This is a genomic window from Paenibacillus sp. PvR098 (genome assembly GCF_017833255.1).
Classification (GTDB): domain Bacteria; phylum Bacillota; class Bacilli; order Paenibacillales; family NBRC-103111; genus Paenibacillus_G.
The window spans coordinates 1,265,832-1,288,535 of record NZ_JAFIBU010000001.1; the positions used below are offsets into that span (position 1 = coordinate 1,265,832).

The window sequence follows — 22,704 nt, forward strand, 5'->3', positions numbered from 1 at the left end:
ACAATGATTCTTGTACTCCCATTATGGACAACCGTGTTATATTTTAATCCGTTCCTCCCTCGTCACCATCCTAAGCGGCGATTTGGCGTTAGCCCGATTCACTTTCCATAGGCTGCGCACCCACAGGAAGCACATCAGCGGAGCCATAAACCATGCCCAGTACGATTTGGTGATAAGTAAAATATAATCGAATACCCCGTGCCAGAAAAACGGAAGCGCAAAAGCGTAGAACAAATGCCTATTCGTTCGTTCCGGAGTAAACCTGGCTTTGCCGAAATGAAATCCCATCATCACTCCGAACATCGCATGACCCGATACAGGCAGGAAGGCCCGCATCATTAAATCGGCAAAATTCAGGTTGGACAAGAAAGCGTAAAAGACGTTCTCCAGTGTTGCGAAGCCAAGCGAGACGGCCACGGCATACACAATGCCGTCGTAAGGCTCGTCAAAGGAGGTGTGTTTAAAAATAACGAAATAAATAATGAACCACTTAAAAAACTCTTCCGGAAATGAAGAGGCAACAAACGAAAAAACGAATGGACCTTCCCCCAGCCCCTGCAGCAATGCGTGTTGAAGCACCATCACGGGAAACACAAGTATCATTCCGAAGAGAAAAAGCTTCAGTACTTGAGAGATCGGCTCCGGATCGTAACGGTCTTTTAAATAAAAATACGACAGCAGAGCGACACCAGGCGCAATAGCCATCGTAAGGATAGATAAGACGCTCAAAGTGTACCCTCCTATCTTTAAATCCAGCCGCGGAAACGCGTAGCCTCCGCCATTTTGCGAACGCCCACCATATAGGCAGCCAGACGCATATCGACATTTCTTGTCATATGAACATTATAGACATTTTCAAAGCCTTTTTCCATCATATCTTGCAGTCTGGAGTTAACTTCCTGCTCTGTCCAATAATACCCTTGATTGTTCTGCACCCATTCAAAGTAAGACACCACTACGCCTCCCGCACTCGCAAGCACATCTGGCACTAGCAAAATACCCCTGTCCGTCAATATACGAGTCGCTTCCAACGTCGTCGGACCGTTCGCGGCTTCCACTACGATGGACGCTTTAATGCGGGCTGCATTCTCAGAGGTGATTTGGTTCTCAATAGCGGCAGGAACAAGGATATCGCACTCCTGCTCCAGCAGCTCTTTATTCGTAAGCGTGTTTTTGAACAGCTTAGTGACTGTACCAAACGAATCGCGTCGGTCCAGCAAATCATCGATATCGAGTCCGTCGGCACTATATAACGCGCCGTACAGGTCCGAGATACCGACCACACGAGCCCCCAAAGCGTGCATGAATTTGGCCAAATAACTCCCGGCATTTCCGAAGCCTTGAATGACGACTCGCGCCTCCTGGAGCGGTACAGCTCTTTTTCTCAGCGCTTGCTCGATCATTATCGTGACCCCTTTGGCCGTAGCCGTCTCCCGTCCGTGGGAACCACCAAGCACAAGAGGCTTGCCTGTAATGAAACCCGGAGAGTCAAACTCCCGAATCCTGCTGTATTCGTCCATCATCCACGCCATGATTTGTGAATTGGTCATGACATCCGGTGCCGGAATGTCTTTCGTCGGACCAACGATTTGGCTGATCGCACGGACATAACCGCGGCTGAGACGCTCCAGCTCGCGAAATGACATTTGACGCGGATCACAGACGACCCCGCCCTTACCTCCGCCATAAGGCAAATCGACGATGCCGCATTTGAGACTCATCCATATCGAGAGCGCCTTCACCTCGTCTGCGTTCACATCGGGATGAAACCGGACACCGCCTTTGGTCGGACCTACTGCATCATTGTGCTGCGCGCGATACCCGGTGAACACTTTGACCGAATCGTCATCCATACGAACCGGAATGCGGACGGTCAGCATCCGTAATGGCTCCTTCAGAAGCTCTACCATGGCCGCTGAATACCCCAGCTTGGTGAGCGCCTGCTCAATGATATACTGTGTCGAGTGAAGAACATTTAAGTTATCGGACACGAGCAACCACCCTTTATTAAATTCTTGAATGGTGATGAATTCAGCCTATTTGTTACTCAGGTGCGTCGATTTCCACGAAGGTTGCTTTCTGGTCTAGAAAACAAAGCGGGATTGTGGCTAGCGATCCGTTGCGGTGCTTTAACAGATGGAGCGCAACGCCGTGACCTTGGTTGGACTCTACGCTTGGCTGCGGCTTCAGCAGCAGGATGACGTCTGCAGACGATTCCACTCCTTGCGGAAGCGCTTCTTCGCTGATATCCGAAGGAATAGCCGCAATCACCGGCCCCCCCCACTCACGCGACCACTGCTTGAGTTCATAGGCCAGCTGCGTCTGATGCTCACTTGCGGATTTGGGGACCTGCTGCAAACCGGTAACGGGAATCCGATTCAGATGATCAATGAAAACCACCGGCGTTTTGCCTGCCATCGCACCAATCCGCTCAATCGAGGCTATCACGCGATCCATGACTGTATCAATGGAGCATTCCATTGTCCACAGCATTCTGCTGATCTGGTCATATTGCTTGTTCGCTTCGCCTACTTCTTCGGGAAGGATTTTGCCGCTTAGCACCTTCTGCGGCTCTGTGCCGAGGATTCGGGCGATGCTTCGGGCCCATAGCTCGAAAGCCGTCATATCCCATGAAACATAAACGACTGGGGTTTGCTGGGAGGCAATGTGATCGGCCATCTGCTTCATCAACATCGTTTTGCCCGAAGAGGCGCCTCCCGCAATTAAGTAAAGCCCGCTGCGAAATCCCCCGAATAAGGTTTCATCCAGCTTCGTAAATCCTGTAGGAACGCCGGTTGACTGGCCGCGACGCCTTTTCATAAATTCTTCCGTATATATCGTAATATTTTTCACATCGGGAGCAATCGGAAGCATCATCGTTTCTTCCATCGTTTCATTTAGCAATTTCATAAACGTGTCCAGCGGATTTTGCACGCGCACGAAGAAATCGTTCACATCTCTAATCGATTCCGGCATATGGACGATAAGCGCCTGCTTCGCAGTAGATTGCAGCATGGATTGTATTCTGACGCTTTCTCGCCTGCCGAGCTCATCATTACCCAAACAAATAAATACCCGCTTATCCTTAAGCTTCTCCACATGGCAGTCTTTGAAGGTCATCCATACAGGTACACACACCGCCGGGAGACGGGCTTGAGCCAAACTGAGCACATCGAAGACGCCGCTGCAAAGAATCACATCTTCGGTGTCTCCCAGAATTTCCTCGTTAAACATGAAATCGTCTACACCGAGCAGCGATTTGTATTTCGGCTCGCGATGATCAATGGAACGGCCGATCATGTCAACGATATTACCTTCGTCATTCGCAATCGGGATAATCACTCTGTTTTCAAAAAAATCTCCCAGTTTATTCGAATTGATATAAAATCCGATCTTGCCCGGCTCAAAGCCGATCCGATAATTCTCTACCGTCTCCTTATCGATTCCCCGCCGCTGCAAATAAAAGAAGGCATCTTCTCGCAGTTGCTTCTGATAATGGACAACCAGTTCCTCCAGATCAAAGGACGACTTGGCAGCGCTCCTGATCGTTCCCGACATCGTTTTTCTTCCCCCCACAAAAAAAGCATTCCGCAAAAACCAACGTTTTTGTGAATGCTTCATGTCTCAGTCTGTATAAACAGCATGTGTTAAAATTTAGCGCAAAGAACCTTCACGGCATCGGATTCAATTACCGTTTTTCCATATTCCTCAAGCATAGCTTGCGTAACGGAAGTCGCATCCCCGTACTCCGACAAAACGGCTACAATCAACTGAAGCTGCTTATCTTCCATGTCCGCTGCGTCAATTAAAAGAATCCATTTATTCTTGTAAGAATACAGCGTTCCACCATCCGTTAATAACGGGTTGATGACTTTGGCCAAACGAAGGAGGTCTTCGAAATCATGAAAAGCATAGGTGACTTGATCCGTTTCGTCCAAGGTCACTTCCAGCTCGTACACTTCTTCCAAATCTTCATCCATCGTGTCTTCAGTGTGGCTGAAATTCATCTTGCCTCGTGTCACAATCACCATCATTCCTTGCGCTGGCATGGCCAACACTTCGACGGCAAGCGGGCCGGTTGCATCAAAGCCAAGTTCCATATAGGCTTGGTCCATCATTTCGCTAAACAGCTCATGCACTTTGGGAATTTCTCTCCACATGTCTTCCTTATGAATGCCGCGCTCCGTTAAGTCATCGAATGTGAGGAAAATCCGTATCTTATCCTGACTTAAACGCTCCATTTTCATACTGGATTCCTCCCTTGCCGACTATAATCATATCTTATGAAGTTTGGTTTACAAAGGTGAGCCATGGCCCTGAGCTTCGTGATATAAAGAGCTTGTATTTTCATGATACGATTATTATATCACAAACCTGAAAGAAAAGAACGGTTATCCCCCTAAAAATAACGTAATAAAGCAAAAAGACACATGCGCCGTCTCTTGAGCCGACGCAGTGCCTTTTGTGCAAGCCTGAAATGCTTTTAGTGCATTCTTTTAGTGCGTTCGATATTGATCTTTTCCGCCGTTGCCTTCCAGGATTTCGTCCACAGCGGCCTTCAATCCGGGGTCTTGGTTCACAATATCACCGATTTTATTCAAACCGTCTTCCTTAAACAAATCATCATTCCTGCCTTTATTCACTTTGTTTACCGTGTCTTTGGATGATGATTGAAAGGATTGTGACTGTGATTGTGATGTGCTTGATTTAGATTTGCCTGTTTTATCCGACGACCCCCCAGCCATATTCATAAAATGGCTGACTGAATCGCTGCTGCTAAGTGCACCGGCTAACATCTGTTTATTTTTATTGGACAAATACACGACAGCCGCCGCACCTGCAAGTCCGCCAAGCAAAAAAGCTCCTATTCTCATAGTCCATCCCTCCGGTTAGATTCGTCTTCATAAATTATTTTCCTCTACGTAACGAGGAAGCATGCATGATAAAATAAGGAAGGCTTTAAAACAACAGTGATGAAACGGGAACAGGAGCTTGACTTTATGGTGAACAAATGGCTTATCTTGTCCGCAGCGTTGCTGCTGTTGACCTCTTGTGCGCCGATCAAAACCCTCTGCACTCGCTCAGACCACCCCGCGGGCAAACGATCGGCAATCATTCATGGGACCATATCGACTTGAAGAAACAAGGCAAAGTGAAAGTAGCGGAACAAATTACTGAGGTTCAGAAGGCGGTCCAAGAGCTAGACAGGAGAAGCCCCGGCCTTCTTCCGGCCGCCGTTCGGTTCGGGCAGCGAGGAAGTTCGAGCCAAGGCGGAAGAGGAGAAGATGCTTTATATGACGTGGTCGAACGGATCGAAGGATTGGGAGATGACCGTCAAAAACAACAGCCCGGATCAGGTCGTCGCCAATGTTCTGGAGCAGCTTCGCCCAGGAAGCAATATTTTGATGCATGAGCTGCCTTGGACTGCTGAAGCACTGGACACGCTCCTGACCCGCTTGGAAGAAGTGGGCTACGGATTCGTAGACCCTGAAATCATCCAGGTCAAGAGTTAAACAGCGTCCACCAGCCCCAGATCAAAAGACCTACAACTAGGAGTACAAAAATCCACAGCAGCGTCCGATAAAAAATAAATACCCACTTGTCCTTCTCTGTCGGGTGAACCGATTGACGCGGCGGCAAATAGTGATCGTCAGGCCCTGCCTTCGCAGCGGGCCCCGGCTCTTTGTTCACTTGTTGATCAGGGAGTTGTCGTTTTATGCTCATGATTCCTCTCTCCTGTATCGAAGAATACAGCCCATAATGAAATCGATGAGAAAATGAGCTGCGATCGGTGTCCAAAGCGATCCGGTCTGGATATAAATCCAGCCGAGCCCGTAGCTGATACCAAATACGAGGCCCGTCATCAGCCAGTGCTGCAAATATCGGATATGTATGGCTGCGAACAGAATGCTCGTCCAATAAGGCCCCCACGAAGCCTGGATGGCGCCGCGGAACAACACCTCCTCGCAGAAAGCGACAACCAGCGAGAGCACAGCTATATGCCATAACGGTCTGTTCTTGAATATTTTCTCATTGATGCCTCCGTCATCGGTCACCTCGGGCGGTACCTTACTTGAAATCAACAGATCGACCAACAGGACGGCGGCGGCAAAGCCGGCGCCCCAAATGAGAATGCGGAAACCTGGAGCAAAGGAAAAGACGGCGCTGAGCTGCGGTTGTTGGAACAGCATGATCACAACTCCAGCGATCAGTACGACCAGTTGGGTTACATAGAGGTTGATCAGCAGAAACCGGTCATCCACTTCGTTCAGATTGACTTTTTGAAATTTAAAATGCTTTATAAATTTTTTCATCATGATTCCCTTTTTCGACATTTTCACCTATACTATCAGCATACAACAGAATTTGAGGTGCTCGTACATGGACAAACGGCTGACCCGAACGGACTACCTATTCGCCATCACTTTCATCTTTATGCTTGTCGTGGCGCTTGGAGCTTTTTTCCTCGGTCTGAAAATGGGACAAGAACGGTCCGCTGTAAAATATGAGGAAATGCTAGCCAAGCAAACCGAAGCGGAAAAGGGCTTTGCTGCTTACCATCAACAGTATTTGGTGTCTTTCTATCATACCATTTATCAGCCATACAGGGAATTTCATAAAAAATGGTTCGATAAAATGGAAGAGCTGCAAACGAACAGCTCCGCGGACGCTTCGCTCATTATGAAGGATCTGGCCAAACTGGGGCAAGAAACCTATAACGGATTAGGCTCCAGATCGATGCCCGACTCCTCCCCTCTTCTCAAAGAGGCCCATATGAACTACATGAGAAGCTTAAAGCTGTTCAGCGAAGCATCGGGAACTTACCAGACTAAAGCCAATGGAATAACCGGTTCCGAACTTTTCGCCCAGCTGGAAAGCGACGCTTACCTTGAGGAAGCGAAAAATTATGCTTTGCGGGCCGAAAAAGAATACTATGAATCGATTGTCAAATGGAACCAAACGGTAAACGAGCAGTTCAAACCGATCGACGTGACTAAACCAATAGCACTAGAGTCTTGGAGCGCACTGGGTCTGAATATGAAGAATGAATACATAGCCCAAATGATGATGACCTCCAAATGGTTCAAGGCATTCACGCCGCAAGATCTTACCGTCCGAATCGATGAGATGATCGCTTCTGGACAAGCTAAAAATTTAAACCTACTGGAAATCAATGGCATCGTTGACGTTCTGATCGCGACAAACGCCGTCAGGCCAGGAGACTTTCTTCGCGGCAAAAACAAATACACGGGGGAAACACTGCCGCAGCTTCCTTTCTTCACTAATTGACCGTTATGATGTATTGGTTTTATCGCAAAATAAGTACCCCATCGGGTACTTATTTTGCTTTATTTATGGAAAAGACCGGGTCTGATCAATCGTATTGGAATCCGGACAGCTCAGCCAAGGCCGCCATCCCTCCGTCCACATTGACTACATGTTCGAAGCCTTGCTGCTTCAAATAATAGCTTACATTGGCGCTGCGCACCCCATGGGCGCACACAACATAGATGGTTTTGTCCTTTGGAAGCTCCTCCAGCCTTTCCGGAATCGTGTTCATCGGCATGAGCACCGGTTCCTCCCAATGATAGTACTCCCACTCATACAGCTCCCTGACATCAATAATAAGGGAATCCGACAACTCCCCATTTTCCTGCTTTCGCTTAAAGTCTTCCGGACCCACTCGTTCAAAAGGCAACCTATATTCCTCCTTGTGTCATAACTCATTTTACCGTATATCTTAGCATGTTTGGACGAACTCTCCAAACCATCTGCAATTCAATTTGAAGGCAGAAACATTCACAAATATTTCGTATTTTATTTTCGCTTCGACACCTATTGACAAGGCCGAAACCAACGTGTTACGCTAATGAAAAATTTCACTTGTAATAAAGCCATGACGGAGCCAAGCATATAACGAAACGTTCAGAGAGCCGGTGGTCGGTGCGAACCGGACAATTTCATTATGCGGAGCACTCCTGAGTTGCTGCATCGAACCTTTAAGTAGTTGCAGCCGGCCGGAAGCCGTTATCCTTCCAGGTCTGTTGAACGACAGACCACAAGAGGCTGTACGCGCGAGCGTGCGGTGAATTAGGGTGGTACCACGAGAGCCAGCTCCTCGTCCCTTGTATGCGCTAGTCGTGTCGGGGTGGGGGGCTTTTTTTGATGCTCCAACGTAATTTTTAAGCCAATGGAGGGTAATGAAATGTTTAAAGTGTTAGTCATGGACGGTATCAGCGATATGGGGATTCAAATGTTGTATGACGCCGCGGATGTTGAAGTTGAGAAAAAGAATGGTTTGTCCGAGGATGAACTCGTTGCAATTATCGGCGAGTACGACGCCCTCATGGTGCGCAGCGCCACGAAGGTAACCGAACGCATCATGGCTGCCGGAAGTAGGCTGAAAGTCGTTGGCCGGGCTGGTGTCGGTGTGGATAACATTGACTTGGAAGGCGCAACCAAACGCGGTATTGTCGTCATCAACGCTCCGGACGGCAACACTATTGCAACGTGTGAATTAACGTTCGCCATGATGATGGCCAGCGCACGTTCAATCCCGCAAGCATACAAGAAAACGGTTGGCGGCGAATGGGACCGCAAAACATTCGTTGGCGTTGAGCTTCGCAACAAGGTGCTTGGCGTTCTCGGTATGGGTCGCATCGGCAGCGAAGTGGCAAAGCGTGCAAAAGCATTCGGCATGCAAGTACTCGGCTACGACCCGTTCCTGACCGAAGAGCGTGCGGAGAAAATCGGCGTGAAGCTGGGAACGGTAAATGACATTTGCGCGAAAGCGGATTTCATTACGGTGCATACTCCGCTCACGAACGAAACCCGCCATATGATCAGCCGTCCGCAATTCGAGCTTATGAAAAAAGGCGCTCGCATCATCAACTGTGCCCGCGGCGGCATTATTGACGAAATGGCGCTGATGGAAGCCATCGATTCCGGTATCGTGGCAGGCGCAGCCTTCGACGTGTTTGAACAGGAGCCTCCTGCTGCAGACCATCCGTTCCTGAATCACCCAAAAGTGATCGTTACGCCGCATCTGGGCGCATCTACTGTTGAAGCCCAAGAGAATGTAGCTATCGACGTATCTGAAGAGGTGCTCCATATTCTTCGTGAACAACCGTTCAAGAATGCAGTTAACATGCCTCCGGTACCGGCAAACGTTCTGAACGCACTGCAGCCATACTTCAACTTAGGCGAGAAGCTTGGTTTATTCCTTGGCCAGACCGTCGATGGACCGGTAAGTGAAATCGTTGTGAACTATTCCGGTGATTTGGTCGATGTAGATACATCACCGCTCACCCGCCATATCGTCAAAGGCGTGCTGGCTAATCAGCTTGAGGGTGTCAATATCGTCAACGCGATGCACTTGGCCAAAACACGCGATGTGAACGTCGTCGTACAGCAATCCTCGGCTTCACCAACGTTTACCAATCTGGTTTCGGTAACACTCAAGACGAAGCAACAGCAGCACGTTCTTGCCGGTACCTTGCTCGCGGGTTACGGCGAACGTATTGTTCAGATCGATCAATACCCGGTAGACATCGCGCCATCCGGAAACCTGCTGCTGATCTCCCACAATGACCGTCCGGGAATCATCGGTAAGGTGGGTACCCTCTTGGGCAGCAATGAAGTCAACATCGCTACCATGCAAGTAGGTCGTAAAGTAATCGGCGGTCAGGCTATCATGGTGCTGACTACGGACAAGAAGACACCGAAGGACGTAATGCTGCAGTTGTCTCAACTGCCTGAAATCACTGACGTGATCGAACTGACTCTGTAATTGTATTGTTTCACGGACAACAAGAAAAAGTTGGATGATTCAACAAATAAAACAAAGCCTCCGATGACGAATCGGAGGCTTTTGTTTGGTTTTACGTAGTTTTGCATGGAAGCATGATGGAAAATGTCGTTCCTTGCCCGGTTTGACTCTTCACCTGAACGGTTCCTTGATGTGCTTCGACGATATTTTTAACAATCGCAAGACCTAGGCCAGTTCCTCCGCTCGCTCCCCTCGTACGGGCTTTATCCGCTTTATAGAAGCGCTCAAATATAAACGGAATATCCTCCGCAGGTATGCCATAGCCTTGATCCGACACCTCGATTAAAACCGCCTGCTTTCCTTTATACTTCTGCTCTGAAGCACTGATTTCGATTTGAGCACCGGCTGGTGTATGCCTAAGCGCATTGTCCAGTAAATTCGTCAGCACCTGCTCAAGCCGGTCCTCGTCCGCACGACAAAGCACCATGGTTTCACTCGGTACCGCACAGCTCATCACAATACCTCGTTCTTTAGAAAGGCCTGCGAATTTACGGTGGATCCGCTTTAAGAACGCAGAAACATCCAGCTCACTGAAATGGAGCTCTATTTTACCGGTTTCCATCTTGGCCAGATCAAGTAAATCCCGGACCAGCCTGCCCATACGCAGCGATTCGTCGTGAATGACCTGTGCCAACTCTTTCCGTTCCTCCGGCGTGGCCGCAATATCGTCGATGAGCGCCTCACTGTACCCTTGCATCATGGAGAGCGGTGTCCGCAGCTCGTGAGACACATTGGCGACAAAGTCCTTTCGGAGCTTGTCAAGGCGGAACTCCTCCGTCACGTTACGTATGACGGCTACGACTCCACGCACGATATCGTGGGAATAGAGCGGCGCCATGACGACAGACCATACTTCACTTTTCACATGAAGCTTGGAAGTCAGCTCTGTCGCGCCCGAGATGACGGCTTCAAAGAACGGCTTCAGCGGTATCGGAATGGTGCTTATCTGAGCAATTTCCGTTTGCTCGCCTGTCCTTACCGGCTCGTCCTCCGACCATTTGATTTGATTCCAATCCTGAATTATCTTGTCCCCTTGGGGGTTCGTTAGGATGACTCGCCCATCCGCATCGAAAGTGATAACGGCATCGGCCATACTTCGAAGTATGCTGGCCAGATGCTCTTTCTCATGGCTAAGCGCCTTAATCGTATCGGATAGTTCTTCGCCCATGTGATTAAACGTTTGACCCAGCTCCCCGATCTCGTCTGTGGACGTGATCGGTACACGGGTGCCGTACTCACCCATAGAGATTAGGTGTGCCGCTTTCTTAAGCTGTTGAATCGGCTGGGTAATTCGGGTAAGGAGGAAAAAAGCAAAAAAGGTCGTCATCAAAAAGCCGGCAACCCCAACAACCACGAACAGCTTTTTTACATAAGCCTGCGTCTCTTCCGAGGATTGGGTGATCTGATACAAGATCAGCGCTCCAGCTACCTGTGATTGCGATGGGTTCATAAACGGCACGGCAACCGCCGTATATTCTCCGCCGAGCGGTGAATTCGGAATACCGCTGTTTTTCAGCCGGTTGTCCTTGATTTCGCCTGCAAATACTTCCTGCAGGTCGGATTCCATAAATAAATCGTTATAACGAAGCTCTTTATTTTTGGATTGCCCTACAGGCGCCTCTATTTGTTTAAAATCCGTAGTGACGATAATGACGCTGGCATCCTGAGCGCTTAACAGCTCATTAACGACCTGCAAGTATCGCTGCTCCTCTTGATGAAGCGAGATTTCACTGGCTGCTTTTACTGCCAGCTTGCTCAGCGTCTCCGCTTGATCCTGAGATTTAGGGAAGGAGGTTTCAATATAGCGAAATAAAAAAAGGCTGAGCGTGAGCAGCACGACAACGACCAGCCCGATAATAGTAATCCACAGCTTTCCAACAACGCTTTTTAATATAAACACGTTACTTCGGCACCTCTAGCTTGTAGCCTACACCCCATACGGTCGTAATCATGGAGGCTGCTTCCGGCGATACTTTATTCAGCTTCTCTCGGAGCCGCTTAACATGCGTATCCACCGTGCGCAAATCACCGAAAAACTCATAGTTCCAAACATCCTTCAAAAGCTCTTCACGGGAGAATACTTTGTCCGGCGATACTGCCAAATAATGAAGCAGCTCATATTCCTTAGGTGTCAGCGCAACCTCCTGCCCCCCAGCCGTTACCCGGTGCGCATCATGCTCGATAACCAGGTTGGGAAATACGATATTGTTGCTGGAGTTTACTTCCTTGGACAAATAAGCGGTCACTGAAGAACGCCTTAAAATGGCTTTCACCCGGTAAATGACCTCGCGCGGGCTGAACGGTTTCACGACATAATCGTCGGCCCCGGACTCAAATCCTTGTACGCGGTTTGTTTCTTCCCCTTTGGCCGTCAACATAATGATGGGAGTCGATTTCACTTGACGCAGTCGCGCACAAACTTCATTGCCGTCGATGCCCGGAAGCATGATGTCGAGCAATATCAAGTCATAGTCCGTTTCAAGCGCTTTACGAAGCGCCGTTTCTCCATCCTCCGCCTCATCAATGAGGTAATTCTCTTTCTCCAAATACATTCGTAAGAGCCGGCGGATCCGTTCTTCATCATCCACAACCAAAATACTCATATTTGTGTCTGTCATGGATACCCCTCTTTTCTTCAGATGTGAAAGATATGGATATGATTACGTACCGGAGTATGAGTGCAGCCCGGCAATAACCAAATTGACGCCAACGAGCGTAAACATCACGACGAGAAAACCAATAACGGAAAGCCATGCCGATTTTTTTCCCTGCCATCCGCGAGACAACCGAAAATGCAGATACGCGGCATAAAAGAGCCATACGATCAGGGCCCACACTTCTTTGGGATCCCATCCCCAGAAGCGTCCCCAAGCTTTCTCCGCCCATATCATGGCAAAGATTAAAGCGCCCAACGTAAAGATCGGATAGCCGATGGCGATGGAACGATAACCGATCTCATCCACATCGTCCGGATCAATCCCTTTCATCAGCGGCTGTAGAGCTTGGCCAAGCGGTTTACGTGCGATCAACCGGAATAAAACATATAGAATCGTTCCAAGTAAAATCGACCAGATGACTGTGTTGAGCTTTCTTCCCGAGTTGACTCCTTCCATCCATGAAGGCGCCTCGAACAACGGTTGTGTCATGCCGAGAAACGGCTTCATCTCCAGTTGTTCACTCTGATAAGGCTTGACGATCGGAGGAAGTACATATTCGCTCTCATTCATCACAATCTGTTCCACGTTATTTTCGTCCAAATACTTCTCTTGCTGCACGTAGACCGCTTGGTAGCCGGCAGCTTTGAAGCTGAATATGGCGCCGACGAAAGCGATTATTATAAGCAGTGTGAACAGAGTGAATTCAACACCGCGCTGCTCCCTCCGCTCACTGCGGCTCGTACCTTCAAAGTTAACGCTTTGCAGTAGGTACATAATTCCAGCAGCAAAGCCTACAGCGAAGAAGGCCTCTCCCAAAGCAGCGGTGGTTACGTGAATTTTCAGCCAATAGCTCTGAAGCGCCGGTATCAGAGGCTGAATTTCCTGTGGGAAAACAGAGGCATAGCCGATCATAATGATGGCTAGCGGCAGCGCGAAGACCCCGAGCGCCTGAGTCCGATATATCAAATACAGCACAATAAATGCAAGCACGATCATCATGCCTAGGAACGTCATAAATTCGAACATATTGCTGGTAGGGATATGCCCTGCTTCAGCCCAACGGGTGAAGAAGAACGTCACATGCGACAAGAAACCGATGATGGTAAGTCCAAGACCGATCTTTCCCCACCGCCGGCCATAGCTTTCAGGATCTGTCACTTGTACTGATTTTTGCCCCGTAATGCCGATAACAAACCCAAGCATGGCAATACAATATACGATAAAAGCAACGAGCAAGAAAGAACTGCTCACTTTTGGACCACCCTTCTTTCGAGTGTTTTGGGATCGATATCTAGTCCCGATTTCTTCAGAACCTCGGCTACTTCATTACGGATTCCATACCAATTCTTGTTTGTATGTGCGCCCAGCGTAAGGCGTCCGTTATCAATGCGCAGCCATATCCGTCGGTGGTGCCAATAAAAGCCCATCACCAGACCGATCATTGAAATCGCAGCCCCGACCCATATGAACGGCATTGCCCGATCCACTCTAACATTCAAGAAACTGATATATTCCGATATTTCGACATCTTCCATGGAACCGACGGAGAGCTCGAGCCTGTCCGCTAAAGCACCATTGATCTCATCCTGCCGGAAATTCACCTTATCCACCTGCCGCGGAAAGTACATGTAAGGCTCGCCTTCAGGCTTCAATCCAGGACCTTTCACCTCGAAGACAAATGCGGGCATTTTCGGATCATTGGATTTGGTAAGCGGCATACCCTTTTCATCCAATCCAAACTCCGGAAAATAAGCTTTTAATTTCAGCTCATAAGGTCCTGCCTTATAGGTTTCCGCAGGCTTCTTCATCGATATATCCAAGCTGCCGTAGCTTTCGCCCGTTTGTTTGTCTTTAAGCGAAGGCTTGACAGAAAGCAGCATCGGCGACATCCTGAAGTCGAATTGGAAGGCCATGAGTCCTTCGTACATCAAAGGCTTGTTGACTTGGATGTCATGACGGTGCACTTCGGTTAGCACCGGTTCCTTGACCGGATCATCGCAATCCGCCGTACATTTGTACAGAACAGCCTTCGTTTCATAAATCTTCGGAACTATTTGACCTTTATCGCGGAAGCCCTCTGACATTTCTTCTTCCGTATACAATTCCAGCGTAAACTTTTCGTTTTTCAAATAATAAGGCGAGTCTGGTATTTTTATGATCTGTCCTTCAGGGAAGGAGAGATGCTGATCCATATGCCAGCCGGGTATGCTCCGCATCAGAACGGCAGCCAAAAAAATAATGAGCCCAATATGATTGATATAAGGTCCCCACCGACTGAACCGATTTTTCTCAGCCAGTAACGCCGTACCGTCCGTATGCACTCTGTAGCGCTGCTTCCGCAGCAGACCAGCGGCCTTCTCCATCCAATCCAGCGACGCTTTCTCTCCGTGTCCCCCTCCTGGGAGTTCTCCGACGTAAGTCACCTTCTGTCTTGTAAGAAAGCTGAGATGCTTGCGAATCTGCTGCTTGTTGAGCGCTCGATAAAGCGGCAGCACCCGGTCCAGACTGCACACGACAAGCGAGGTGCCGATCATGAACAGCAGCGTGACAAACCACCACGATTCAAACGTATGAGACAAACCCAGCAAATAGTAAATATGCCCGAGGGTTCCGTAATTTTCTTTGTAGTACACCGAAGGATCGATGTTCAGAAACGTGTTCTCCTGCGGGTAAATGGTACCGAGTGAGGAGCCGATCAGCGTAATGATGATCAGGTATATAGCAACTTTTACTGAAGAGAAAAAGTTCCACACCCTGTCCAGTACACCGGGATTGGTACGTTGGGAGCGTCTTGCGACTCCATCGTACCGCATCTCCAGCAGCTCATTGCCGTCCTCGTCCGTTAGAGGCTTGCCGCAGGATTCACACAGTACCGTGCCGACATGATTCTGATGTCCGCATTCGCATTTTGTATTATGAATCATGTGTCCTCCTTGGCTGAAAATCTATGTTCTATAGGTTACTTCAGCATAGCCGCAACCGTTTGCTCAATGAATGGTTCATCCATTTCGCCGATTCGGATTTGACTAACAATACCGTCAGGTCCTACAAAGAATGTGGTCGGGTACTGAGACACCCCGTAACGCTTGCGCATTTCTTCGTTTTTGTCCATCAGGATGGGAAACGTTACCTTGTACTGACTGACGAAATTTTCTACAGTCACTCTTGGTTCGTCCAGATTCAGCCCCAGCACGGCCAGTTGATCTCCCCACTTCGCATGCTGCCGTTCCAATGCCGGCATCTCGTCGCGGCACGGCTCACAGAATGTCCCCCAGAAATTCACTATAACGGCCCTTCCCTTATAATCGGACAGCTCATAGGTTTTCCCGTCAAGCCCGAGCAGCTTGAAATTGGGCGCCTGAGCCCCTTGGGTCGGCTTTTTGTCGTTGGAGAATAACTGGCTCGTGAGCGTCAAAGCGCCGATCGCCACGATCACGGCAAAAATGGCGATTTGAATCCATTGTCTATGCTTTCCCATGATCTCACACCTTCAAACCGTTGGATGTCAATCCTAATTTCATTATAGCGAATAATGTCATAAACGATTATTCACCTTTTTGAATTTTATGTGTCTTGCCTTCTCCTGCCGACAGCGCTTCCTGCCTCAGCTCTTCCACTTCCTGCAGGGTCAGATGACGGTATTTGCCTCTGGGCAGACCGGAAAGCTGAAGCGGGCCGAACTGAACCCGCTTCAGCTTCACGACCGGATGATGAATGGCGTCGAACATACGCCGCACCTGCCGGTTACGTCCCTCATAAATGGTAATTTTAACGACCGCTTCCTTTTTGTCCGTATCCACGTCCTGATATTCCACTTCAGCTGGTGAGGTCATGCCATCGTCCAGCTCAATGCCGCCTCTCAGCTTGTCCAATTGGCTGCCGTGAGGAACCCCCTTGACCGAAGCCAGATAGGTACGAGGCACATGGTGTTTCGGATGCGTGAGCAGATGAGCAAAATCGCCATCATTGGTCAGCAGGAGCAGCCCTTCGGTATCATAATCGAGCCGTCCGATCGGATAAATGCGCTCTTTGATATTTTTGAAAAATTCTGTAACCGTTTTGCGGCCTTCCGGGTCCTGCGCACTGGTAATGACACCCTTCGGCTTGTTGAAAATCACATACACTTTGGCCTGGCGCCGGATTGGACGCCCGTCCACTTTAATGAAATCCTGGGACGGATCCACCTTAACGCCCAGGGTAGTTACTACTTGATCATTGACTTCCACACGCCCTGCGGTAATCAATTCTTCACACTTACGACGGGAGGCCACACCCGCTTCGGCCAATACTTTTTGCAAACGTTCCATCTTGTCGATTCACCTCAAGCTAATGATACCTATCCTCAGGCAAAATCACAAGTTGAGACCATGGGAAAAAACGGCCCGGGCACAAAATCGTATGGGGAAATATGTCGGATGGGTGAAATTTGTACATATCGGAGAGCTTTAGAATCAATTTGTTAAGTAAAAATAATTGTTCTTTTTCTTCCTTGCTGTAGGATGCTCGGTGTACAGAATAATCGCCTTCGATGCAAATGTGGAGATACAGAGGGTCGGTTTGTTCGGAAGAAGGGATGATGACGCCGTTCCTGGCGATAAAAAAATCATACCCTTTTCCGTTAATGGTGGGACAGACGGAATGATGAATGACAATTCCGTAAAACTGCACACAGCTCACCTCTTCTGGGTTGACTGCTTACAGTATATGTGCGGAGCTTGGAGGGGGTGCTTTTCGAAGCTTGATTCAATCAAACGAATACAAGATAGCAAATGACGACGGATGCAATAAAACCGATAGCATCGGAGATCAGACCTACCTTCAAGGCGTAGCTGGCCTTGCGGATACCGATCGCTCCAAAATAAACCGTTATCACATAAAGCGTGGTATCGGTGCTGCCCTGAATGGTAGATGCAATACGTCCAACCATCGAATCGGGACCGAACTGCGAGATCAGATCGGTGGTGAAGGCGAGTGACCCAGCGCCGGTGATCGGCCGGAGAAAAGCGAGAGGGACCACCTCCGTCGGCAGTCCAATGGCCTCACAAATCGGCTTTAGCACTCCGATAAACAGATCCAAGGCTCCGGACGCGCGAAACACGCTGATGGCGACCATCATCCCGACCAGATGAGGGATGATGCGGATGGCCGTGTCAAATCCGTCCTTGGCTCCGTCTACGAAAGATTCATAGACGGGCACTTTACGGTAAGCTGCGTAGAGCGGTATGAAAACAATGATAACCGGGATGGCCCATGAGGAGATCAGGTTGACCAAATCATACACTTGCCATCATCCTTTCCCTGGTCCGAGCGGCGTGCTCCTGCGCCGATACCATCGGTCCACCAAGATTGCAGCCATGGTGGAGACGAAGGTTGCCAGAAGAGTTGTCCCAACGATTTCCGCAGGATGAGCCGAGTTGTAGCTCATGCGGATCGCGATCAACGTCGTAGGAATCAGAGTGATACTTGCGGTATTGAGCGCAAGCAGCGTGCACATGGCCGGACTCGCGATATCTTTATGCGAATTCAACTTCTGCAGCTCCTGCATCGCCTTGATGCCCATCGGAGTAGCGGCATTGCCTAAGCCGAAGATGTTCGCGCTCATGTTAGACATAATATACCCAAGCGCCGGGTGATTCCTAGGGACGCCTGGGAATAAGGAGCGAACGATCGGACTTAATAGGCGGGCCATCTTCTGAAGAAGCCCTGCATCCTCTGCGATTCGCATCATACCAAGCCAAAATACCATGATGCTGATAAGTCCGAAGCAGACGGTAACACCACTCTTGGCGCCATCAAATACGGCTTCCGTCACCAGATCGATTCTGCCTTGAAAAGCAGCGACGATAAACCCGGCGACCATAAAAAACAACCAGATGTAATTCACCATGAAACGTCAAGCCTCCTTCCCCGTTTAGTCCGCTTGACCGGTAAAGAGCACACGAGTCAATGCTTGAAGAATATAGAGCCATTCTCCCGTGCGGGCTCCATTCAAGACTTCCGTTTCCGTGAAGGAAAAGGAAGAACGGTCACTCAGCTGGAGCCTTGGGCTGTCCTTCGCGTAAAGCGGAACGGAACCGATCGGCTTGCCGTCCAGCTGGAACTGCAAACGACCCGCTTCACCAAGCCTGTATGCCGTTGATGAGGCATCGTTCATGATCATTTGCCGTGAAAACTTTCCACGTTCTGCTTCTTCCGCAGGATAGCTAAACGATCCTCCGGCAGCAAAGTCCGTACCTAAAACAGCATCACCTGAATGGATCAGCGATACAAGAGGATAATGCTTGAAGCCATAATCCAGCAGCCTGGCGTGGTCGATCCAATCGTTTGGGTCATTCAGCGTCACTACAGCGAGCTGCTGCCCGTCTCTCGTAGCGGAGGAGACGAGACACCGTTTGGCGAGCTTGGTATATCCGGTTTTGACCCCATCTGCGCCATCATAAAGCGACAGCATCTTGTTCTTGTTGACCCATGAATAATCCCAGGATTCATGGGGATTGGGCACTTTCTTCACTTTGGTTTTGACAACTTCCTGAAACACGGGGTTTTTAAGTGCGTAAGCGGTCAGCTTGGCCATATCGTTCGCTGTAGAGTAATGCCCGTCCGCATCCAGCCCGGAAGGATTCTTGAAGCTGGAGTCCGTCATTCCCAGCATCTGTGCCTTTTGGTTCATCAAATAGGCGAATCCTTCCACGCTGCCTCCGACGTGCTCGGCGATCGTCATCGCAGCGTCGTTGCCGGATCGGAGCATCAAACCATACAGGAGATCTTTTAGATTCATTTCTTCATCCAGCTTTAAATAAATGGAAGACCCTTCCGTGCCGAACGCATTCTTGCTTACCTTCGCCATATCCGTCAGCTTGCCATGCTCGATCGCCACAATCGCGGTCATAATCTTGGTTAGGCTTGCGATCCGCATTCGTTTATCCCCTTTCACGCTGTACAGAAGCCGCCCTGAAGCGACATCAATGAGCGCGGCGCCTTCCGCGCTTGTAGAAACACCAGGCGCCGCCTGGACTCCAGAAGGCAGCAGGGTTCCCGTCCAAACGAGCAATAAAGCGAGTAGCAGCAGACATCCTTTTCTCATCGTTATCCTCCCACAAGCCATCCTTTGGAAATGGAACTTCTCCACTCTACGGCAAGCAAGTTCCTTCTCATCTTGTACATGTATATGCTTGCAGGACAAGGTTATGTATGGCTTGACCGAATCTAGCTGCTTGTGGAATCGGCGCGCTGCAAAATAAAAAGGATAAGTAGATCTCTCTGCGAGATTTACTCATCCTTGGAACAAAACTTATTTATTATCTTGAGGGCAGATGCTCTTGGCAATACGCATCTACTACTTTCTCTTCATCCTCTTCCAGATCAAATTCCAGATATTGTTGAGTCGTTTTCTCAAAAATATCGTACTTCACTATACTTGTCCCGCTTTCTTGCACACTATATATGACCCTTACATATAAGCCGTTCTCCGAGTATAGCTCATCATCCTCAGGAACCTCAATATCAAGCGAAAACTCATACCGCTCTCCGGACAAGATGCCAAAGGGGTCTTTGATCAATTCCACACTATGACCAGTAATGGTGAACATGTTATCATCCTTTCAAAAGCTGTAACCTTTATTATACATCATTATCTGTGGAAAGATATGATATAATTCATCGAAGCAAAGTTCTTGTAGGAGGGTTGTGTAATGAAAATCTATGTTGTGATTTCGCTGTGGGAAGACCAAATGGATAATGTATTCGTAAGCAACGACGAAGAAAAAGTTTTATCCTTAACCACATCTGATTTTGAAGAGTGCGACGCCTTATTTGTTGAAGTATGGGAGGACGGGGCCAAAATTGATGATTATCGGCTTCAATAGTCGAACAAAAGGCTGCCGGGCACAATTGCCGGCAGCCTTCATGATTCAATCGTTATCGTTTATTGTTTGTTAAAAATATCAGTCAACACCGGTACAATTTGTGATTTACGCGAAACAACGCCTTTAAGAACGGCTTTATTATCCACCAGCTTCACATTGTAAGCTTGCTCAACAGCATCCGTTTTCTGGCCGAGAGCCAAGGCAATGGAATCGTTATTTAAAATATCCGTTACAACGAGAACGAACAAGTCTAAGCCCTTTTCCGAAATGATGTTCGAAAGAGCAGCTTCGAGCTCCGGTTGGCGCGCAAGAACATCGTTCGTATCTACTGCGTTCACTTGAGCGATTTCAACCTTGGAGCCGCCCATTTGGAATTCCTTAGAGTCCAGGGAGATCAGCTGGCTGATCGTTTTGTCGCTCAAATCAGCTCCAGCCTTCAGCATTTCCAAACCGTAGCTTTCGGCATTGACGCCGGCGATTTCGGCTAACTCGCGAGCCGCAGCTACATCTTCTTCCGTGCAAGTCGGCGATTTGAATAGAAGAGAATCCGAAATAATAGCGGATAACATCAAACCGGCAATATGTTTATCAATGGAGATCCCATTTTCTTTATACATTTTTTTGAGAATGGTAGCTGTGCAGCCAACCGGTTCAGCACGGTAATACAGAGGACCGCTGGTTTCAAAATTCGCGATACGGTGATGGTCAATAACCTCTGCTACACGAACTTGATCAATGTCCGTCGCGCTTTGTTGACGTTCATTGTGATCGACCAAAATAACGCTTTTTGCTTCATTTGCTACGGTTTCAACAAGACGTGGCGCCTCAACGTTGAATTGGTTCAATGCAAATTGCGTTTCCCCATTAACCTCGCCCAAACGGACAGCTTCAACATTCTGACCCAATTTGGTTTTCAAATCAGCATACGCAAGCGCAGAACAAATGGAATCCGTATCTGGATTTTTATGCCCGAAGATAAGTACTTTTTCCATGATCTTACTCCCTTATTCTTTTTTTTATTAGCGAGAAAAGTATACCTTAGAACGTTATTCACAATCAAGATTATATCATAATATCATTCTAATTCCTATTATTTTAATAGGAATACTTCAAACATGCAATACGGAAAGGATGTACACTCATTCTAATGATGAATTACATTCGGCCAATGACTAGAGAAAGTATTCCTGCAGCGATCAAGGGGCCGACGGGAACCCCCTTGAATAAGGCTACCCCCAAGATTGTCCCTATTAAAAGTCCCGTTGTAATCGTGGGCTGATTTAACATGAGGGTTGCCCCTCGACCGCCCAAATAAGCAACCAGAACTCCCACACCCACGGCAAGAAGCGTCTTCCAATGAAGAAAAGAATGCCCCAAGTCTTGGAGCGTCAATTTCCCGCTGGCAATCGGCGTCATGATACCGACAGTCAATATGATGATACCCAACGTCAGTCCGTGTTTTTCCAATAAGGGAAACACCTGATGCATGTTGAGAACTCTCAGAAGAAGCAGAATCACCATGGCTACGGTAATGGGGATATTGCTGCTGATGATGCCAAGTGCTGCAAAAATAAGCAGGATCAACGACTGCATATCAAACGGATTCATATATAGGTATCTCTCCTATTCACTAAAGTTGATTGTAAGCGACCCTAAGTTAATATAGTGAAAACTTCGGCAAAGAGCAAATACAGTTGCGAAAATATATAAAGCTGCTCCGAAAGCGGGAGCAGCTTCAATTTATAAAACTAACCATTTTTTCGACTCTCTTTATGGCATATTACACAATGAAGTTCTGATTTTCGATATTGTTGGTAATCGAAGATGTGCCCGAGTTTTCCCCCATTGCTGTGGACGCTCCTGCTTTCCCACCCGTCTTCATCATGGATTGAATCCGATCCACTACTTGAGGAGCAGAGTCGATCAAGCGTTCCAGCAGATGAGTTTGGTTATCGAGCGGCACAATCTTGACGCCACTCTTGCCAACGACCAAGAATGCGATTGGCGTAATTGATACCCCGCCTCCGCTGCCTCCGCCAAACGGCAGTGATACCTTGGCATTCATCGCATCGCTGCGGCCGGTTCCGCCATTCGATTCCTCGGTGACAAATTCACTGCCGCCTGCCGCAAAGCCAAAGCCCACTTTACTGATCGGCATAATAACGCTCCCATCGGGGGTCTCTACTGGATCACCAACTATAGTATTTACATCTACCATTTCCTTGATATTTTCCATTGCTACTTTCATTAAACCCTGTATCGGATGTTCACTCAATTATAACTCCTCCTCATGTACGAAATGCTTGATTTATATGGCTTTCTTATCATTTCCATTAAGATGAAAAATTATGTA

The 22,704-nt window shown here is 48.4% G+C and carries 26 protein-coding genes, 1 pseudogene and 1 other annotated feature; of the genes and pseudogenes, 5 read left to right on the forward strand and 22 right to left on the reverse strand.

The genetic code is table 11. The features are described 5' to 3' along the window. Window positions 1-36: 36 nt before the first annotated feature. The 5 genes from prsW to JOE45_RS06280 form a co-directional block, all read right to left on the reverse strand. Entirely contained in the window at window positions 37-729 is a 693-nt protein-coding gene (gene prsW / locus JOE45_RS06260) for a glutamic-type intramembrane protease PrsW (RefSeq protein ID WP_210021011.1), read from the reverse strand. A gap of 17 nt (window positions 730-746) precedes the next feature. After that, a complete protein-coding gene (locus JOE45_RS06265) occupies window positions 747-1,991 on the reverse strand; it encodes a Glu/Leu/Phe/Val family dehydrogenase (RefSeq protein ID WP_210021010.1) in 1,245 nt (414 codons plus the stop codon). Window positions 1,992-2,043: 52 nt separating this feature from the next. Beyond that, window positions 2,044-3,558, reverse strand: a complete 1,515-nt coding sequence (locus JOE45_RS06270) for a DnaB-like helicase C-terminal domain-containing protein (RefSeq protein ID WP_210021009.1) — start codon at window positions 3,556-3,558, stop codon at window positions 2,044-2,046. Between the two features lie 89 nt (window positions 3,559-3,647). Further along, complete coding sequence (locus tag JOE45_RS06275; RefSeq protein WP_210021008.1) at window positions 3,648-4,247, reverse strand: genetic competence negative regulator; 600 nt, start codon at window positions 4,245-4,247, stop codon at window positions 3,648-3,650. Window positions 4,248-4,496: 249 nt separating this feature from the next. Beyond that, window positions 4,497-4,874: a hypothetical protein gene (locus JOE45_RS06280; protein ID WP_210021007.1), complete on the reverse strand. Its 378-nt coding sequence runs from the start codon at window positions 4,872-4,874 to the stop codon at window positions 4,497-4,499. Between the two features lie 126 nt (window positions 4,875-5,000). Between JOE45_RS06280 and JOE45_RS23440 the strand changes: the two genes are divergently transcribed. Then, window positions 5,001-5,138, forward strand: a complete 138-nt coding sequence (locus JOE45_RS23440; RefSeq protein WP_245247447.1) for a hypothetical protein — start codon at window positions 5,001-5,003, stop codon at window positions 5,136-5,138. After that, window positions 5,093-5,513: pseudogene (locus JOE45_RS06285) on the forward strand (polysaccharide deacetylase family protein); the annotation flags it as partial. The gene JOE45_RS23440 and the pseudogene JOE45_RS06285, both read left to right, overlap by 46 nt. Here JOE45_RS06285 and JOE45_RS06290 read toward each other — a convergent pair. Together JOE45_RS06290 and JOE45_RS06295 are read right to left on the reverse strand one after the other, a co-directional pair. Beyond that, on the reverse strand, window positions 5,503-5,724 hold the full coding sequence (locus JOE45_RS06290) for a hypothetical protein (protein ID WP_210021006.1): 222 nt from the start codon (window positions 5,722-5,724) through the stop codon (window positions 5,503-5,505). The pseudogene JOE45_RS06285 and the gene JOE45_RS06290 overlap by 11 nt on opposite strands. Then, window positions 5,721-6,314 carry a CPBP family intramembrane glutamic endopeptidase gene (locus JOE45_RS06295; RefSeq protein WP_210023391.1) on the reverse strand — a complete coding sequence of 198 codons (594 nt, stop codon included), beginning with the start codon at window positions 6,312-6,314 and terminating at the stop codon, window positions 5,721-5,723. Before JOE45_RS06295 ends, JOE45_RS06290 begins: the two co-directional genes overlap by 4 nt. A gap of 67 nt (window positions 6,315-6,381) precedes the next feature. Between JOE45_RS06295 and JOE45_RS06300 the strand changes: the two genes are divergently transcribed. Further along, a complete protein-coding gene (locus tag JOE45_RS06300; protein WP_210021005.1) occupies window positions 6,382-7,290 on the forward strand; it encodes a hypothetical protein in 909 nt (302 codons plus the stop codon). Window positions 7,291-7,375: 85 nt separating this feature from the next. Here JOE45_RS06300 and JOE45_RS06305 read toward each other — a convergent pair whose 3' ends face one another. Beyond that, window positions 7,376-7,699 carry a rhodanese-like domain-containing protein gene (locus JOE45_RS06305; RefSeq protein WP_210021004.1) on the reverse strand — a complete coding sequence of 108 codons (324 nt, stop codon included), beginning with the start codon at window positions 7,697-7,699 and terminating at the stop codon, window positions 7,376-7,378. A gap of 189 nt (window positions 7,700-7,888) precedes the next feature. Then, window positions 7,889-8,130, forward strand: a binding site (T-box leader). Window positions 8,131-8,206: 76 nt separating this feature from the next. Here JOE45_RS06305 and serA point away from each other — a divergent pair. Then, window positions 8,207-9,790 (forward strand): phosphoglycerate dehydrogenase, encoded by a 1,584-nt coding sequence (serA, locus tag JOE45_RS06310; RefSeq protein ID WP_210021003.1) that lies wholly within the window; start codon window positions 8,207-8,209, stop codon window positions 9,788-9,790. Window positions 9,791-9,881: 91 nt separating this feature from the next. On the opposite strand, the gene JOE45_RS06315 is transcribed toward serA, so the two are convergent. The 11 genes from JOE45_RS06315 to JOE45_RS06365 form a co-directional block, all read right to left on the reverse strand. After that, window positions 9,882-11,729, reverse strand: coding sequence for an ATP-binding protein (locus tag JOE45_RS06315; RefSeq protein ID WP_210021002.1), 1,848 nt, complete (start codon window positions 11,727-11,729; stop codon window positions 9,882-9,884). Window position 11,730: 1 nt separating this feature from the next. Then, window positions 11,731-12,447 (reverse strand): response regulator transcription factor, encoded by a 717-nt coding sequence (locus JOE45_RS06320; RefSeq protein WP_210021001.1) that lies wholly within the window; start codon window positions 12,445-12,447, stop codon window positions 11,731-11,733. Window positions 12,448-12,489: 42 nt separating this feature from the next. Beyond that, window positions 12,490-13,737, reverse strand: a complete 1,248-nt coding sequence (gene ccsA / locus JOE45_RS06325) for a cytochrome c biogenesis protein CcsA (protein ID WP_348632494.1) — start codon at window positions 13,735-13,737, stop codon at window positions 12,490-12,492. After that, window positions 13,734-15,410, reverse strand: coding sequence for a cytochrome c biogenesis protein ResB (resB, locus tag JOE45_RS06330; RefSeq protein ID WP_210021000.1), 1,677 nt, complete (start codon window positions 15,408-15,410; stop codon window positions 13,734-13,736). Before resB ends, ccsA begins: the two co-directional genes overlap by 4 nt. A gap of 35 nt (window positions 15,411-15,445) precedes the next feature. Beyond that, a complete protein-coding gene (locus JOE45_RS06335) occupies window positions 15,446-15,964 on the reverse strand; it encodes a redoxin domain-containing protein (protein ID WP_210020999.1) in 519 nt (172 codons plus the stop codon). A gap of 67 nt (window positions 15,965-16,031) precedes the next feature. Then, entirely contained in the window at window positions 16,032-16,793 is a 762-nt protein-coding gene (locus JOE45_RS06340; protein WP_210020998.1) for a pseudouridine synthase, read from the reverse strand. Window positions 16,794-16,812: 19 nt separating this feature from the next. Then, on the reverse strand, window positions 16,813-17,154 hold the full coding sequence (locus tag JOE45_RS06345; protein ID WP_210020997.1) for a hypothetical protein: 342 nt from the start codon (window positions 17,152-17,154) through the stop codon (window positions 16,813-16,815). A 79-nt stretch (window positions 17,155-17,233) separates the two neighbouring features. Further along, window positions 17,234-17,767 carry a spore maturation protein gene (locus JOE45_RS06350; RefSeq protein ID WP_210020996.1) on the reverse strand — a complete coding sequence of 178 codons (534 nt, stop codon included), beginning with the start codon at window positions 17,765-17,767 and terminating at the stop codon, window positions 17,234-17,236. A 6-nt stretch (window positions 17,768-17,773) separates the two neighbouring features. Next, a complete protein-coding gene (locus JOE45_RS06355; protein ID WP_210020995.1) occupies window positions 17,774-18,373 on the reverse strand; it encodes a nucleoside recognition domain-containing protein in 600 nt (199 codons plus the stop codon). A 24-nt stretch (window positions 18,374-18,397) separates the two neighbouring features. Next, entirely contained in the window at window positions 18,398-19,570 is a 1,173-nt protein-coding gene (locus JOE45_RS06360; RefSeq protein ID WP_210020994.1) for a D-alanyl-D-alanine carboxypeptidase family protein, read from the reverse strand. 214 nt (window positions 19,571-19,784) lie between these two features. Next, window positions 19,785-20,075, reverse strand: coding sequence for a DUF6509 family protein (locus tag JOE45_RS06365; RefSeq protein WP_210020993.1), 291 nt, complete (start codon window positions 20,073-20,075; stop codon window positions 19,785-19,787). A 102-nt stretch (window positions 20,076-20,177) separates the two neighbouring features. Here JOE45_RS06365 and JOE45_RS06370 point away from each other — a divergent pair, with 102 nt between their 5' ends. Beyond that, window positions 20,178-20,351 (forward strand): hypothetical protein, encoded by a 174-nt coding sequence (locus tag JOE45_RS06370; protein WP_210020992.1) that lies wholly within the window; start codon window positions 20,178-20,180, stop codon window positions 20,349-20,351. Between the two features lie 59 nt (window positions 20,352-20,410). Here the strand turns inward: JOE45_RS06370 and JOE45_RS06375 are convergent, their stop codons facing one another. The 3 genes from JOE45_RS06375 to ytfJ form a co-directional block, all read right to left on the reverse strand. Continuing rightward, entirely contained in the window at window positions 20,411-21,343 is a 933-nt protein-coding gene (locus JOE45_RS06375; RefSeq protein WP_210020991.1) for a manganese-dependent inorganic pyrophosphatase, read from the reverse strand. Between the two features lie 163 nt (window positions 21,344-21,506). Next, window positions 21,507-21,959 carry a DUF441 domain-containing protein gene (locus tag JOE45_RS06380; protein WP_210020990.1) on the reverse strand — a complete coding sequence of 151 codons (453 nt, stop codon included), beginning with the start codon at window positions 21,957-21,959 and terminating at the stop codon, window positions 21,507-21,509. A gap of 172 nt (window positions 21,960-22,131) precedes the next feature. Continuing rightward, window positions 22,132-22,626, reverse strand: coding sequence for a GerW family sporulation protein (ytfJ, locus tag JOE45_RS06385; protein WP_210020989.1), 495 nt, complete (start codon window positions 22,624-22,626; stop codon window positions 22,132-22,134). Window positions 22,627-22,704 lie beyond the last annotated feature (78 nt).